Consider the following 14831-nt stretch of genomic DNA (forward strand, 5'->3'; position numbering starts at 1 on the left):
CGGACTCCAGGCGTTCATCCACTCGCCCTTCGGAACAAGCAGAAGCTGGCCGGCAGGGGGACAACGTTAGCGGGCGGTCTTCGGATCGCATTATTCATCTACCAAGACGCGCTTCGACGACCGCCCGTCTTCCCACAATGCAAGCAATGGCCAGACTCCGAGGAGGGCGTGGCAAGGGAGACCCTTAACATGGCTCGGACACCTGAAATAAGCCGCCATCCATTGCCACAGGAGCCCCTTTCGCCTACATACGGCGCAAATTCATGTCCCTAAAATCCCGAACATCGGAGTGACGCGCGTTATGGCACGCCAATTCATCTATCATATGGCCGGCCTGAACAAGGCATATGGAACCAAGAAGGTTCTTGAAAACATTCATCTTTCTTTCTACCCCGATGCCAAGATCGGTATCCTCGGACCGAACGGTGCCGGTAAGTCGACGATCCTGAAGATCATGGCCGGTATGGACAGAGAATATACGGGCGAGGCCTGGCTGGCTGAGGGCGCGACAGTTGGTTATCTCGCTCAGGAGCCTGTTCTCGATCCGACGAAGGATGTCATGGGCAACGTCATGGACGGGGTTGCCGACAAGAAGGCCATTCTCGACCGCTACAATGAAGTCATGATGAATTATTCCGACGAGACCGCCGACGAGGGCGCAAAGTTGCAGGATATCATCGATTCCAAGAACCTCTGGGACCTGGAATCGCAGGTCGAGATGGCCATGGAAGCTTTGCGCTGCCCGCCTGGAGACAGCGAGGTAACCAACCTTTCCGGTGGTGAACGCCGCCGCGTGGCTCTATGCCGTCTGTTGCTGTCGCAGCCGGACCTCTTGCTCCTTGACGAGCCGACCAACCATCTGGATGCGGAAACCACCGCGTGGCTGGAAAAGCACCTGCGCGAATACAAGGGTTCGGTGTTGCTGATCACCCACGATCGTTACTTCCTCGACAATGTCACCGGGTGGATTCTCGAACTCGATCGCGGTCGCGGAATTCCCTACGAAGGCAACTATTCGGCCTATCTCGGTGCCAAGGCCAAGCGCATGCAGCAGGAAGGCCGCGAGGACGACTCGCGCCAGAAAGCTCTGGAACGCGAGCGGGAATGGATTTCGGCAAGCCCCAAGGCGCGTCAGGCGAAGTCGAAAGCGCGTATCAAGGCCTATGACGCCTTGGTCGATGCGGCCAATGATCAGCGGCCAGGCGATGCACAGATTCTCATTCCGGCAGGCGAGCGCCTTGGTCAGGTAGTGATCGAGGCCGAAGGTCTCACCAAATCCTTCGGGGATAAACTGCTCATCGAAGACCTTACATTCAAGCTGCCGCCCGGTGGCATTGTCGGCATTATCGGTCCCAACGGCGCAGGTAAAACCACCCTGTTCAAGATGATCACCGGACAGGAAAAGCCTGATTCCGGATCCATCCGCATCGGTGAAACCGTGCATCTTGGCTATGTCGATCAGAGCCGCGATCATCTGAAGGCGGACAAGAACGTCTGGGAAGAAATTTCGGGCGGCAACGAAATCATCAAGCTCGGCAAGTACGAGATGAACTCCCGGGCCTATGTCTCGGCGTTCAACTTCAAGGGCGGCGATCAGCAGCAGAAGGTCGGCAATCTCTCCGGCGGTCAGCGTAATCGCGTGCATCTCGCCAAGATGCTGCAGGCTGGTGGCAATGTTCTTCTGCTCGATGAGCCCACCAACGATCTCGACACCGAAACATTGGCGGCGCTTGAGGACGCGCTGGAAAAATATGCAGGCTGCGCCGTGATCATCAGCCATGATCGCATGTTCCTCGACCGGCTCGCGACGCATATCCTCGCATTCGAAGGCGACAGTCATGTGGAATGGTTCGAAGGCAATTTCGAGGACTACGAGAACGACAAGATCCGCCGCCTTGGCCCGGACAGCGTCAACCCGAAGCGTCCCAGCTACAAGCCGCTAACTCGATAAACGGTAATGGGAGGCGGAGACGTTCTCCCATCACCATTTTTGACGAACCCATCAGGCTTATTTGCTGGTTTTCGTGGCCTGAATTTCTAGTATGCGGGGAATCTTCACGGAGTGGCGCAATGACTGACCTGTTTGAAACCGGAACCGAAATACTCCCTTCACGCAAGCTGAGCGGGCGGGTAAGGGGACTGTTCGAAGCTCTCGCAGGCGACTTTGTTACGACGCCTGCAGCGTCCCTTGAGCTCACGTTCGATGGCATCGTTGGCGATTTTCATGCTGGTCCGACGCGCAAATCCGGCGGGCGTGAGCCCTGGTATCCGCGCGGAACGGAAATGCGCAACGAGCGCCAGCTTTCCATTCTCGCATCGGACGAGCTAGAGGATGTCGCTGCTGGCATGGGATTGTCTGATCTGAAGGCTGAATGGATCGGCGGCAACATGGTCATTGACGGTATTCCGTCGCTTTCGATGCTGCCGCCACGGACGCTGATGTTCTTCGAAGGAGGCGTCACTTTGAGGGTGGACGGGCAGAATGCCCCCTGCAAGGTAGCGGGGCGCTCCATCGGCGAACATGCAGACACCGAAGATCATACGACGACAGCGCTCGATTTCGTCAGGGTCTCGAAACGCCTGCGCGGCATCGTCGCCTGGGTCGAGAAACCGGGCACCATTCGTGCCGGTGAAAAAGTCGATGTACGGGTTCCTGAGCAATGGATTTATCCGATCTAAGGCTTGCGCCAAGAGCTTTTCTATGGCGAATGGACTGAAGGTCCGGTGCCTGCTCGTTGCGGGAGAATCGGGAAGCCGGTGAGAATCCGGCACGTGCCCAACGCTGTAAAGGGGATGGGCCGCGCAGATGCCACGGATATACCGGAAGGCGCGCGGTTCAGATGAACCTCAGTCAGAAGACCGGCCGGACCTCATAGCTTAAACCGCGCGGACAGCGGGGAGAGTTTCCAAGCGTTGTTGGGAGCAAACAATGCGCGATGTTTTATCAGGTCCGGTTGCCGCCAGCAGTTTTTCCGAAAATGAACGCGCTGCAGTTTATAAAGCGATCTATACGAGGCGCGACGTGCGCGACCAGTTCCTGCCGCAAGCTGTACCCGACGAGGTGCTGATGCGGCTGCTGGACGCCGCGCATCACGCGCCTTCGGTCGGCTTCATGCAGCCGTGGAACTTTATTGTCATTCGCGATGACGTGCGAAAGGCGGAGATACATCGCGTCTTCACCCACGCCAACGAGGAAGCGAAGTTGCTGTTCAGCGACGAACGGCAAGCGCTTTATGCTTCGCTGAAACTCGAAGGCATCCTCAAGGCGCCGATCAACCTGTGCATCACCTGCGACCGCACTCGCGGGGGCAAGGTGGTGCTTGGACGTACGCATAATCGCCAGATGGATCTCTACAGTACGGTCTGCGCTGTGCAAAACCTTTGGCTCGCAGCGCGGGCCGAGGGTATTGGGGTCGGCTGGGTGAGCATTTACCACGATCAGTATATGCGCCGTGTCCTCGGCATTCCGGAGCATGTCGAGATCATAGCCTACCTCTGTATCGGTTATGTCGATGAACTCTACGACACGCCGGAACTGCAAAAGCGCGGCTGGGCCAAAAGATTACCTCTAGAGGACCTGATTTTCCAAGATCAGTGGCAGGACACGACCAGCATCAGCTCGGATCTTCCTCATCAGGATCCAGCAGACGCGTCGCCCGCCACTCCGTCAACTTCCGATTGATGGCAGCAAGCACGAAGAATCGCGCACTGTCCTTGTCATACCCTTCATCGCGCAGGGCGTCATAATCCGTGTGCTGGTGGCGGACGTGTGCCACCGCAGCAAGCCACACCGCGATTGGTGGCGGCAATGACCGCAGGTGCGGTGCGCCGGCAGCAGCCCTTATCGGTTCCGAATCCGAATAGGGCACTGCCGGAAGAAGCAGCGTCAGCGCCTTGTTGATCGCGCGCTGGCGATTTGTTCCTGTGCTCATGCGGATTCCTTGCGTGATTCTTCCCTGTATTTCAAACGCGGCAAAATTTGTCGTCAACGGCAAAAACAACTTGCCAAAATTTGATTTCTCACATAAACATATCTTTATGTCTTTTGAGGTGAATGATGGACAAGCGTGATCTCAATCTTGATCTGATGGTTGATACGTTGAAGGCAGCGGCCGAGCCAAGCCGTCTGCGCATTCTGGCGCTCTTGTCGCGCGGCGACCTGACAGTTTCAGACCTTACGACTATTCTCGGCCAGTCACAGCCACGTGTGTCACGCCACCTCAAGCTCCTGTTCGAAGCAAGCCTCATCAACCGTTATCAGGAAGGTTCCTGGGCTTATTTCCGTTTGGCAGAATCGCTGATCGTCGGCGACATCGCGCGCTCTCTTCTGGATCGCCTCGACAATGCCGATCCGCTGCTGGAGCGTGATCTTGAGCGCCTTTCGTCGGTGAAGCTGCAGCGCCGTGAGCGTGCGGCTGCTTACTTCAGCGCCAATGCCACCAGCTGGGACGCGATCCGTTCCCTGCATGTCCCGGATGGCGCTGTAGAAGATGCGCTGATTAAAATCGTCGGTCGCAAGCCTTTCCAGGCCATGCTTGACGTTGGGACTGGCACGGGCCGTCTGCTCGAACTCTTCGCACCGCTTTATGTGCGCGGTGTTGGCATCGACATCAATCGCGACATGCTGACAATTGCCCGTTCAAACCTTGACCGCGATGGGATTACCAACGCGCAGGTTCGCCACGGCGATGTCTACTCGCTGCCGGTCGATCGGGAATCCTTCGATCTCGTAACCATTCACCAGGTCCTGCACTTTCTGGATAATCCGGCGGAAGCAATCCGCGAAGCGGCGCGCGCGTTGCGGGCGGGCGGGCGAATGTTGATCGTCGATTTTGCCCCGCATGAGCTTGAGTTCCTGCGTGATGATCATGCGCATGTGCGTCTTGGGTTCAACAACGGCCAGATGCGCGACTGGCTGACCGATGCCGGTTTGATGCTTGAAGAGAGCCGCGATCTAGAACCGAAGGGCGATGACAAACTGACCGTCAAATTGTGGCTGGCTCGCGACCCACGCCTGCTGATCGCCGATCCCGATTTAACCTCCCGCATCACGGAGAGCGTATAATGAGTATTTTCCGCCAGTCCCGCCGTTCGGATCTTGGGTCAAATATCCGGGTTTCATTCGAATTCTTCCCGCCGAAGACCGAAGTCATGGAAGAGCGGCTCTGGGAAACGGTGACTCGTCTAGCACCGCTCAATCCCGAATTCGTGTCAGTGACTTATGGCGCCGGTGGCACCACACGGGAACGTACTGCCCGTACGATCAAGCGCATTTTGACAGAAACCGACGTCAATGCCGCCGCCCATCTGACTTGCGTCGATGCGACGAAGGAGGAGGTGGATACGGTTGTGCGCGAATTTGCCGCCATGGGCGTCAAGCGCTTTGTGGCGTTGCGCGGCGATCCGGCCGGTGGCGTTGGCGCGCACTACAAACCAACTCCAGGTGGTTATGAGAACGGCGCCGAGCTGGTTGCTGGGCTCAAAGCCTTCGCGGACTTCGACATTTCCGTCTCCGCGTATCCGGAAAAGCATCCGGAAAGTCCAGATTTTGCCACGGATATCGACATGCTGAAGCGCAAGGTTGATAATGGCGCGACGCGGGCGATCACGCAGTTCTTTTTCGAAAACGATCTTTATGAACGTTACGTTGAAAAGGTTCGCCGCGCTGGCATCTATATTCCGATCCTGCCCGGCATATTGCCGATCCATAATTTCACGCAGGTGACCAATTTTTGCTCGAAGGCCGGAACGCATATTCCCGCATGGCTTGCCGAGCGGTTTGACGGGCTGGACAATGACCCGCAGACGCATGCCTTGGTCTCATCAGCGGTTGCCGCCGAACAAGTGCTCGATCTGGTCGAGCGCGGTATCCAGGATTTCCATTTCTACACAATGAATCGGGCTGATCTACCCTTCGCCATCTGTCATTTGATTGGCATTCGTCCTGGTAGCAGCGATACGGTCGAGGCCAATCTGGCTGGCGCTGCCGCCTGAATTCTGCAACGAAAACGGCCCGGTTGCCATAACCGGGCCGCTACCTATTTTATTCGCTTAACGGTCAGAGACCATCTTCGTAGCGCTCTTATTTACAATTAGGGGATTAGTCCTACGACCATTGCACCAATAAATGCGAACGCTGCACAGATCATAAGGACATTCATCGATCGAGTTAGTCCCATCGCTCGTCTCCTGCAGTTAACCCATTTAGCATAGCGCAAATTTGCCACATAAAAAGCCCAAATATTGCGGTCTTGTGACATCGATGATAGAAAATTTTTGCCCTTTAAACCTAAGTTTTTGAATTTAAACCCATTTAGAGTGGAAAAAATATTGAAATCACGATAAAATGTTCGTCTACGCGGTATATTTTTGCAGTGCAGCAAAAAGGTCACACAGTAGGGATTGGCTCGAACTTTGCCACAATTAGGCCAGAATTAAGCCGCGGACCCAGAGCTATAGGACTAACGGTATATTGAAAACTTTAGGCTTTTTGGCGCTTTTGCAAGGCTGCGGGCAGCCTGCCATCAATCGTCAACAATCCAAGAGCGATCAATGCCATGCCAACGAAGTCCTGAAGTGCGAGCTCTTCGTCAAGAAAAATTGTTCCAAGCAGAATAGCGCTGACTGGAACGATCAAAGTGACGAGTGAAGCATTTGTTGCGCCGGCCGTCCGGACGATCGAAAAATAGAGGATATAGGCGAAAGCGGTCGACAGAAGGCCAAGACCGAGAATGGCCAACCATACACCGGTATCGATGTTCGCTACGGCAGGAGCGCCGTCGTAAATGAGCACCACGGGTATCATGATGAGCGTGGATGCGGTCATTTGACCGGTGGACGTTACTGTGGGTGGCACTCCCTTGAAGCGCTTCGCCAGAATGCCGGCAAAAGCATAGGAGAGGGTGGCGCCGATCACAGCAATTTCAGCCCAAAGCGGACCACCGAGACCCGTGAGAACACCAGGGCCGATCATGATGACGAGCCCGCATATGCCCAGGAGAATGCCGACAAGTTTGTTGATCGTGATCCTTTCGTCGACCGTAAGGACGGCGGCGACAACGACCGTCCAGATCGGCGTTGTCGCATTGAGGATCGACTCGACACCTGCGCCGAGAACTGTCTGCCCGATGAAGAGCAGGGAAAAGGGTATGACGTTCATCAGCAAACCAAGACCGACGAACTCAAATGCATGATCCCGGTAGTCCCAAAACCGGACGCCGCGGCCAAGCAGGTAGAGATGAAGTGCTAACGCTGCTATCACCACGCGAAAAAGCACCAACGTTAACGGGGGAACCACCTGAACCGCGACACGCGCAAAAAAGAATGATCCACCCCAGATTGCGCCAAGAAGGAGCAATTGCAACCATGCAAAGCTGGTCATGGCGAGAGGATTGGGCGACGTTGTTTGCGCGGTGGACACGGATAGATCCTTTCGACAGTGCTGTCTGATAAGGTTTTTAGCTGTTCACCGGTATAAAACCACCCGATTCCAGCTACGAGAAACCGACTTTCGTCTGTCACCTGTCCTTGATAAGAGTTTTGCATGACGCAGAACAAAACGATGCAACGATTCGCCTCGGCCCGTGAAGCCGCGCTTACCCTGCGGCCGGATCAGCCAGTCTACTGCTTTCGGCCGCAAGTTCTGATCGATGACGCGCACCAGTTCATGAAGATGTTCCCGGGCGAGACTGCTTATGCGGTCAAGACCAATGGCGAAAATCTTGTGCTCGAAACGCTGGCACGCAATGGCATCAGCGTTTTCGATGTGGCATCCCCGGGAGAGTTCGAAGCAGTGCGCAAGGTCGCACCGGATGCGCAGATGCTCTATATGCACCCGATCAAGGCGCAGTCGGATATTCGCCTGGCTCTCGAAACCTATGGCATTCGTGTTATGGCAGTGGACCATGAGGATGAGATCGCCAAGGTAACCCGAATTGTGCGTGCACTGGATATCGATCCAGCCAGCATAACGCTGTACGTACGGCTGCAAACCAAGGGACATGCGGCTTACGAACTGTCCAAGAAATTCGGCGCGGCTCCAGCACATGCGGTGGAGCTGCTGCAGCGTGCCCACAAGATCGGCTACATGGTTGGCCTGTGTTTTCATGTTGGCAGCCAGATCGAGGATCCCGACACCTATGAGCGCGCCTTGAGCTCGGCTGATTGGGTACGCAACCGCGCCGGGGTTCCTCTGGCGGGTCTCGACGTCGGGGGTGGCTTTCCCGCTGAGTATGGACATGACCCGAAACGCAAGCATGTCGAGATGCCTTCGCTTGGCCAACTGATGTCGCGACTGCGAGGCGATATCAAGGAGTATGGTTTTGGTGATTTGCCCCTCGTGGCAGAGCCGGGCCGGGTCATCGTCGCTCGGGCGTTTTCATTGATCGTGCGTGTTCTTTTACGCAAGGGCAGACGGCTCTACATAAATGACGGAATCTGGGCGTCGCTGTCGGATTCGTGGACCGGCAAGATCACGCTGCCTGCTCGGTTCATCCCCGATCCGGCCAAAAAGCACCGCAATGGCGATCCGAAGGAAATTGTGCCGTTCCGGGTGTGCGGCGCGACGTGCGACTCCGTCGATATCCTGTCACGCCCGTTCTGGTTGCCGGAAACGGTCGACACTGGCGACTGGATCGAGATCGGTAATATCGGTGCTTACTCGCTGTCGCTGCGCACCCGATTCAACGGCTTTTACCCCGACACGTTCGTCGAGGTGGAGACGCCCTTCGATGAAGGCGATCGACCAGAAGGTTTTGCCTCACTCGAGACGATGGCGCCTGCGCAGTAGGATTAGAGCTTGCCGAGAAGCTCCGGGGTCGGCCACGCATCGGCGGGCAGACCGAGGCGAATCTGTTCGTCGCGTACCGCATCGCGGGTAAGAATGCCGAATACGCCATCGATCTTCGGGCCCATGTCGTGGCCGCGCGCTGCAAGTTTGTTCTGCAATTCCTTCATTTGCTCGGGATTGAGCCCGGCTTCAGGATTGGTTGGCTCAAGCGGACCTGCTCCGGCCAGGCGGGTAGCAAAATAGGCTGCTGTCGTGGCGTAGATGATCGATTTGTTCCATTCGACGAAAATGTCGAAATTTGCATAGGAAAGGAAAGCGGGGCCCTTGCGGCCCATCGGAAGTAGCAGCGAGGCATCGCCATCGTCGGGACCGAGCGGTCCTTTCATACCGGTAACGCCCCAAGCGGCCCATTTGGAGTGGGGCAGACGGTTGGTGCGCATGGCATTTTCCCAAGGCAGCTCCTGTGTGAGCTTTACTTCCTCCAGCCACGGCTCACCCTTGCGCCAGCCCAGATCATGCATCACACGAGCAGCGGTCATGATCGCATCTGGTGCGCTGTGCTTCAGATCGACCTTGCCATCGCCATCACCGTCGACGCCGCGCTCGAGATAATCGGTTGGCAGCATCTGCATCTGACCGATCTCGCCAGCCCAGGCGCCGGTCGTCTTGGCGTCGACGACACCGCTGTCAAAAAGCTTTAGAAGCGCGATCAACTGCGGGCGGAAAAGTTCTGGCCGGCGGCAATCGAATGAGAGCGTCAGGAGTGCGTTCAATGTATCGAAATCGCCCTGAACCGCACCGAAATCCGTTTCAAGACCCCAGAATGCTGCGATCACCGGTCCTGGAACGCCGTACTCAGCTTCTGCCTTGGCAAAGGTATCAGCATACTTCTTGAGGTTCGCCGCGCCCTGTTTCAAACGGTAGTCGGACACCATGCGCGAGGAGAAAGTGAGGAAAGTCTGATTGAAGACGCCTTGGGCGCGGTCGCGCTCCAGTACCTTGTCATCCATCGAGGCCTTGAGAAGCTCACCCAAGCCCTTATCGCTTACACCGGCTGCTTTTGCCTCGGCGATCAGTCCATTGAACCACGGCTCCAGATCGCCCCCGCATGCTGGCTTCGCCACTACCGGTTGCGTCGGCGCTACCTGATCCAGGGCACGGGCAGTGCTGGATAGGGCAAAAAGGCTGACGGCAAGTGCAATCGATAGTTTGGTCATAAGGAAAATCTCATTGATAACGGTCGCGTATTCACTACACGCGGGATTTTTCCTGCTAATGCACGAATATATGGATGGCGTGAAGTCAAAGAAGTGCGAGAAAACACTCGCGCTGAGCTTTATCGCACCTTGTTGCGCACCAGCCACTGTTTCCAGCCACTTTCATTGCCCGCGAAAACATTGATATCTGCATCGCCGCGTATGCCAGGGACTGCTCCGGTCCCGGTATATTGCCAGAACGTCCAGGGATGCGGTCCGTACTTCTCATCGGGGTGACCTGCCACCGACCGCAACCAGAATGGATAATTGGCAAGCAGCCTCAGATCGTTGTCGTCGAAGAAATCGACGGTCGTATAAATGATCGGTCGCTTGCCGTAGTGCCGCTCGAGAATATCCAGGAAGGTACGCATTTCGCTGCGGACGACAGCAGCATTTGGCCTGAGCTTGCAGGTTGGAGAAGCGGCGTTCCACTCCATGTCGAGAACCGGGGGCAAGGCGCCGGGATCGTTAGGAACATGCTCGATGAACCAGCGCGCCTGTTCCTTGGCGGTACGGCAGAAATAGTAGAAGTGATAGGCACCGCGAGGGATACCTGCTGCGCGTGCCGCCGCCCAATTCTGGCCAAATCGCTCGTCGAACCTGTCGGCGCCCTCGGTCGCCTTGATGAAGACAAAGGAAATACGGCTGGTGCGAACCGTCTGCCAATCAATTGTGGACTGATATTTCGAGACGTCCGTTCCATGAATGGGATAGCGCCACGGCGTCTTGCCGTTCCATTCGTGAGGATCGCGATCACCGAAACGCGGCGCGCTCACATTGCCTTTCGGGGCGGCAATCTGTTGGACGGCCGAAGTTTGCTTTGGTGCGGAGAAGTCGTAGTCAACCGTCGTGCAGCCGGCAAGCAAGAGGGTCAATATACTGGCTGCAAGTCGTTTCATAGGGGAATTCCGTATCGAATCGTGGATCGTGCATCTTACACATCCCTACTGATGCTTCATTATGCTTAACAGATCATGAGCGCGTGCGCTTCTCAACATTCCAGGTGGCGAATGCGGTATTTTGCTAGCTGCGCGAATTCATGAGGCATGATACTCGTTACAACTCATGATTGGAGCCTAGTGGCGGTACTGGCATTTGAATGAGTCGGGGGACGAAACGTGATCAGAAGACTTGGCTTGCTGGTTTTGCTTGTCGGCTTCGTCGCGTTCGCAAATGCTTTTTTGAGTTCCTGGGTAACGATCGATCGCAATGATCTTGGCGTTTCCGTAGGCCAGACCGGAAGTTGTATCCGCCCTTCAATTCCAAGTTTCTGGCGCAACTACCGTGGCTATCCCGATTACGACAATGAACTGATCTCCGATTATTTCGGCATTTATGCTGCCTATGCGTCGAATGTCTATCAACCGATCCCGCGTGAGCGCTTCAAACTGCAGCCGGACTATTTCGGCTGGGCTCGGCAAGGCGAACCGATTGTAACGCCGGGTGGCTTCTACGCCGAAGTGTATTATCGCCGCGCTGCTGATCGACTGTCTGTGATGATGGTGTTCCGGGGCAAAGATGGTTCGACAAGTCTCAACGATCTCGTCAGTGAAAACACTTATTTTACCCAGATGATCAATCCCTGGGACCAATATCGCACCGCGCGCAAGGAGTTCGCCAAAGTTCGCAGGGAAGCCCAACGGAACGCGGCCGGCCTTCCGGTTGAATACATAATGGTAGGACATGGGCTCGGGGGCGGACTCGCGCGCCACATGGCAGCTGCATTTCCATGTACCGCTGCTATCGTCTTCAATTCGACCTTCATATCCAACAACCGCCGTCTGGCGGAGCCGTATGATGGCCAGGTCGTTGATCTTTTTGCCGATAATTCTCTTCCGTCAAGATTGGCAATCCTGTCCAACCCGCGCGCATTCTTCCGAATTTCACGTGTCCACCAGTGGTATCGCGTGCGAAATGCCGGAAACTTCGACGGGCCGCAGGGCATGCAAAGGGCCGCTGTTGCCATGGCCCGAATCCCGGTCATGTGCCTGCTTCGTGCCGATTGCGAATTGAACAAGACCACGAGCGGCGATGCGCAGGAGTCAAACCCGCAAACCAACCGGACGGCTGCGGACATGTCGATGCTCTATTGCCTCGCAGGTCCGAACTCAGAAGGCTCGAAGAGCGATCTGTGCAAGTAGAGCCTCGTGCGAGCTCTAGGTCTATTTCTTGCGCCGAATGACTGAAATCCAGGCAAAGCCGCGATAGAGCCGCCGCGCTTCGTTTGTGCATCCGGTCTTCGCAGCGACCATACCAGCTACATCGAAGAGATTGTTGCGCGGTGTGACGTGATACCATTCCAGCCATTTATACAGGACAGTCCTGGTGAAACCGGGCAGGTCCTTCAGGTCGCCAAAATCCACGATATGCAAGGCACCGCCAGGTGTCAGATGGCTCACAGCCTCGCGGATCACCTCTTGCCATTGCGGAATCATCGAAACCGCATAGGAAATGAAGATCCGGTCGAACTGACGCCTTCCGAAAAGCGCTTCCGGATCGAAATCCGCAGCATCGGCGTAAGCGAGGTGCGCGCGTTCGTCCAGTCCCGCTGCGTCTATTTTTTTGGTCGCGGTAGCGAGCATTTCATTGGAAATATCAATGCCGTAGAGCGAAGTGTTGGGATAGGCTTCGCCGGCCAGGACAAGATTCCGGCCCGTACCGCAACCAATTTCAAGGATGCTACCTTTCTCCGGGGGGGTGAGGCCAGCAATCATGGGGTCGCGTCCAAGAAGGTAATATTTGCGGGTCGCATCATAGAAATGACGCTGATGCCGGTAGACGCGATCCATCAGCGGACCATGTTCAATCTTGGCGAGCATCAAACTGATCCTTCAGCGTGTACAGATGGAAACCGCCGTAGATCGACGAGCGATCACGGGCGTGAAGGGCAAGTGACTGTTCATCCCGATAAGACCAGCGTTCGAGCAGGGCGTCATCGATACGGCCCGGCAGAATGGTAGGCTCGGCGGCGGTCCGGAATATGACGCGAGCGCCTGGTGCGGCGGTTCGGGTGATTTCGCTCCAAAGTTCGTTAAGTTGGGTGTCGTTCATCCAATCCTGCGCATCGAGGAGGATGAAGCGGTCGACGGATGCGACGGCCTTTGCTGCGAGAAACTCTGTCAGGGAGGCATTCACGACGCTCATCCGACCTGCGCGGTCTCGCACTGTGGCAAAGTTGTTGCGAGAGAGATACGGAGGCAGCGGGCCCGTTTCAGCGTTGTCGCTATAGCCGCGACCGAACGCCTGCCAGGCAAAATAATTTTCCGAAAGGGGGAAGCCACAAGCGAGCTTTTCAAGACGACCGCGCAAGACCTGCGCCATATTGCCGTTTCCGGCCGTTGCAAGAGCATCGTATTGCTGTGGTGGAATGCCGAGGCCAAATAGAGAAGATTTTCGCTTTGTCGCCCAGCGGATTATGCGCTTGTCAAAGAGCGGGGCGAGGGCGCTGTCGAAATAGGCGCGCTGCTCCTCCATGGTCGAGGATTTCAGAATATCACGCGGATCGATGCCGTAAAGTTTTGCCACGCGATGGCCCATGCCGATGAACAGACCGAGCAAGCCATGGCGATAGAGATCGCGTGAGAAGATCGTGATACGCCGGCGCCCGGACAACATGCGTTTTTCCCAATAGGCGCGGCTTGTGGAGTCCAGATGGTGGCGAATAAAGCGTTCATAGGCAGCAAGGTTGACCTTGTCATCGGCTGCGCCGTAGAAGCGATAGAACGCATCGTAGTTGGGCAGGTTTGCCACTGCAGCAAGCTTCAGGCGGTTAAAAGCGACGTGGGCAGTATTCAAATCTACAGCCTCGACGCTCGCAGGGTCAGCCGTCAGGTAGGACATGGCATTGCAACCGCCCGATGCGATTGTGACGATGCGATGTCCAGGGCGGATCTGCAGCGCCTCCATGTCGACTTCGGGGTCTTCCCAGATTTGGGGATAGACCAATCCCTTGAAGACATGAGCGAAAAGCCGCTCTGACATCCCCGCTTGCGATAGAAACCTGTTCTGACGGACCGCCTTGTTCAGCTTCGCGCTGCGTGGGAGAGTGGCATTGGTGGATTGTCGAGCAAACGGCATCTAATCGAATCCCCTTTGTTGGAAATTCCTGCTCGCCTAACATTTCGATGTAACAGAAGGGTGACGGTGCCGGTGCAACGAGTTATCAAATTGATTCAACTTGTAGTGGCAGCCCGTTGGGATTGCTTGTTCGCGCTATATGACATGATGCCGGGTGGGGCAGGAAAAATCTTTCCGGAAATGAATGTCCGCGGCCATTATCGCAGGTCCAACCGCAATAGTTCATCGTCATAGGATTGATCGTTGACGCGCAGGGCATCTTTTTCAAAGCCGAACACGGTGAAGCCGAGCCCCAGGTAAAGCGCGCGTGCCGAAACGTTGGTGGCCATAACCGTAGCGTGCAGCGTATCCACATGACCCCGAGCATATTCGATGACTGCCTCCGTCAATCGCTTTCCGAGGTTATGTCCGCGCCATTCCTTGTCGACGAAGACGCCCCACAGCAACCCCTTGTGTCTTTGTTTACTTTTGGTGTTCATGGCGAACCCGGCAACGCCGACAAGGATATCATCGGCGAATGCACCAAAGGCGGCATTGGGCCGGTCATCGAGGCGCCGGCGGACCTCCTCGATGCCGAGTTCGCGTTCCTCTTCGTAGCTCGAACCGAAAGCCTCTGGCGCACTGCGCAACCCATGCAGGCGCAGCGCGTGAAAGGCTTCGGCATCGCTACCGTCCAAGATCCTTATGATGGGAACGGCGGCGCGCACCAT

The 14831-nt window shown here is 56.1% G+C and carries 14 protein-coding genes and 1 riboswitch; of the genes, 7 read left to right on the forward strand and 7 right to left on the reverse strand.

Translation table 11 applies throughout. The features are described 5' to 3' along the window. Positions 1–301 precede the first annotated feature (301 nt). The 3 genes from ettA to bluB all read left to right on the forward strand — a co-directional run bounded on the left by ettA (position 302) and on the right by bluB (position 3682). Entirely contained in the window at positions 302–1951 is a 1650-nt protein-coding gene (gene ettA, locus C7476_RS03645) for an energy-dependent translational throttle protein EttA (protein WP_114428569.1), read from the forward strand. A gap of 119 nt (positions 1952–2070) precedes the next feature. Next, a complete protein-coding gene (locus C7476_RS03650; RefSeq protein ID WP_114428570.1) occupies positions 2071–2679 on the forward strand; it encodes an MOSC domain-containing protein in 609 nt (202 codons plus the stop codon). Between the two features lie 26 nt (positions 2680–2705). Next, a riboswitch (cobalamin riboswitch) is annotated at positions 2706–2882 on the forward strand. Positions 2883–2929: 47 nt separating this feature from the next. After that, positions 2930–3682: a 5,6-dimethylbenzimidazole synthase gene (gene bluB, locus C7476_RS03655; protein WP_114428571.1), complete on the forward strand. Its 753-nt coding sequence runs from the start codon at positions 2930–2932 to the stop codon at positions 3680–3682. Here the strand turns inward: bluB and C7476_RS03660 are convergent. Further along, positions 3615–3932, reverse strand: coding sequence for a DUF2293 domain-containing protein (locus C7476_RS03660; RefSeq protein WP_114429007.1), 318 nt, complete (start codon positions 3930–3932; stop codon positions 3615–3617). The two genes, bluB and C7476_RS03660, sit on opposite strands and share 68 nt — an antisense overlap. Positions 3933–4057: 125 nt before the next feature. Between C7476_RS03660 and C7476_RS03665 the strand changes: the two genes are divergently transcribed. Then, a complete protein-coding gene (locus C7476_RS03665) occupies positions 4058–5065 on the forward strand; it encodes an ArsR/SmtB family transcription factor (RefSeq protein ID WP_114428572.1) in 1008 nt (335 codons plus the stop codon). Beyond that, a complete protein-coding gene (metF, locus tag C7476_RS03670; RefSeq protein WP_114428573.1) occupies positions 5065–5994 on the forward strand; it encodes a methylenetetrahydrofolate reductase [NAD(P)H] in 930 nt (309 codons plus the stop codon). Before C7476_RS03665 ends, metF begins: the two co-directional genes overlap by 1 nt. 487 nt (positions 5995–6481) lie before the next feature. Here the strand turns inward: metF and C7476_RS03675 are convergent, their stop codons facing one another. Then, on the reverse strand, positions 6482–7420 hold the full coding sequence (locus C7476_RS03675) for a DMT family transporter (RefSeq protein ID WP_245426094.1): 939 nt from the start codon (positions 7418–7420) through the stop codon (positions 6482–6484). 141 nt (positions 7421–7561) lie between these two features. Between C7476_RS03675 and C7476_RS03680 the strand changes: the two genes are divergently transcribed. Then, positions 7562–8788 carry an alanine racemase gene (locus tag C7476_RS03680; RefSeq protein WP_114429008.1) on the forward strand — a complete coding sequence of 409 codons (1227 nt, stop codon included), beginning with the start codon at positions 7562–7564 and terminating at the stop codon, positions 8786–8788. A 2-nt stretch (positions 8789–8790) separates the two neighbouring features. Here C7476_RS03680 and C7476_RS03685 read toward each other — a convergent pair whose 3' ends face one another. Next, positions 8791–10005, reverse strand: coding sequence for a lytic murein transglycosylase (locus tag C7476_RS03685; RefSeq protein WP_114428575.1), 1215 nt, complete (start codon positions 10003–10005; stop codon positions 8791–8793). A gap of 119 nt (positions 10006–10124) precedes the next feature. Beyond that, positions 10125–10943, reverse strand: coding sequence for a glycoside hydrolase family 25 protein (locus C7476_RS03690; RefSeq protein ID WP_114428576.1), 819 nt, complete (start codon positions 10941–10943; stop codon positions 10125–10127). A 219-nt stretch (positions 10944–11162) separates the two neighbouring features. Here C7476_RS03690 and C7476_RS03695 point away from each other — a divergent pair, with 219 nt between their 5' ends. Continuing rightward, on the forward strand, positions 11163–12185 hold the full coding sequence (locus C7476_RS03695) for a Tle-like phospholipase domain-containing protein (protein WP_147274607.1): 1023 nt from the start codon (positions 11163–11165) through the stop codon (positions 12183–12185). A gap of 21 nt (positions 12186–12206) precedes the next feature. On the opposite strand, the gene C7476_RS03700 is transcribed toward C7476_RS03695, so the two are convergent. From C7476_RS03700 to C7476_RS03710, 3 genes are all read right to left on the reverse strand, one after another. Further along, a complete protein-coding gene (locus C7476_RS03700; protein WP_114428578.1) occupies positions 12207–12863 on the reverse strand; it encodes a class I SAM-dependent methyltransferase in 657 nt (218 codons plus the stop codon). Further along, positions 12847–14121: a BtaA family protein gene (locus C7476_RS03705; RefSeq protein WP_114428579.1), complete on the reverse strand. Its 1275-nt coding sequence runs from the start codon at positions 14119–14121 to the stop codon at positions 12847–12849. Before C7476_RS03705 ends, C7476_RS03700 begins: the two co-directional genes overlap by 17 nt. 197 nt (positions 14122–14318) lie before the next feature. Then, the gene (locus C7476_RS03710) at positions 14319–14831 is read right to left on the reverse strand and encodes a GNAT family N-acetyltransferase (RefSeq protein ID WP_114428580.1); all 513 of its coding nucleotides are present in this window, start codon (positions 14829–14831) and stop codon (positions 14319–14321) included.

The sequence above is a fragment of the Phyllobacterium bourgognense genome (assembly GCF_003337575.1).
In the GTDB taxonomy this organism is placed as follows: domain Bacteria; phylum Pseudomonadota; class Alphaproteobacteria; order Rhizobiales; family Rhizobiaceae; genus Phyllobacterium; species Phyllobacterium bourgognense.

What these genes read in the sequence shown, in the direction of transcription:
- C7476_RS03685 (WP_114428575.1), bottom strand. Translation starts at nt 10,005, where the DNA reads ATGACCAAACTATCGATTGCACTTGCCGTCAGCCTTTTTGCCCTATCC.
- bluB (WP_114428571.1), top strand. Translation starts at nt 2,930, where the DNA reads ATGCGCGATGTTTTATCAGGTCCGGTTGCCGCCAGCAGTTTTTCCGAA.
- C7476_RS03665 (WP_114428572.1), top strand. Translation starts at nt 4,058, where the DNA reads ATGGACAAGCGTGATCTCAATCTTGATCTGATGGTTGATACGTTGAAG.
- metF (WP_114428573.1), top strand. Translation starts at nt 5,065, where the DNA reads ATGAGTATTTTCCGCCAGTCCCGCCGTTCGGATCTTGGGTCAAATATC.
- C7476_RS03710 (WP_114428580.1), bottom strand. Translation starts at nt 14,831, where the DNA reads ATGGTGCGCGCCGCCGTTCCCATCATAAGGATCTTGGACGGTAGCGAT.
- C7476_RS03690 (WP_114428576.1), bottom strand. Translation starts at nt 10,943, where the DNA reads ATGAAACGACTTGCAGCCAGTATATTGACCCTCTTGCTTGCCGGCTGC.
- C7476_RS03700 (WP_114428578.1), bottom strand. Translation starts at nt 12,863, where the DNA reads ATGCTCGCCAAGATTGAACATGGTCCGCTGATGGATCGCGTCTACCGG.
- C7476_RS03660 (WP_114429007.1), bottom strand. Translation starts at nt 3,932, where the DNA reads ATGAGCACAGGAACAAATCGCCAGCGCGCGATCAACAAGGCGCTGACG.
- C7476_RS03705 (WP_114428579.1), bottom strand. Translation starts at nt 14,121, where the DNA reads ATGCCGTTTGCTCGACAATCCACCAATGCCACTCTCCCACGCAGCGCG.
- ettA (WP_114428569.1), top strand. Translation starts at nt 302, where the DNA reads ATGGCACGCCAATTCATCTATCATATGGCCGGCCTGAACAAGGCATAT.
- C7476_RS03680 (WP_114429008.1), top strand. Translation starts at nt 7,562, where the DNA reads ATGCAACGATTCGCCTCGGCCCGTGAAGCCGCGCTTACCCTGCGGCCG.
- C7476_RS03650 (WP_114428570.1), top strand. Translation starts at nt 2,071, where the DNA reads ATGACTGACCTGTTTGAAACCGGAACCGAAATACTCCCTTCACGCAAG.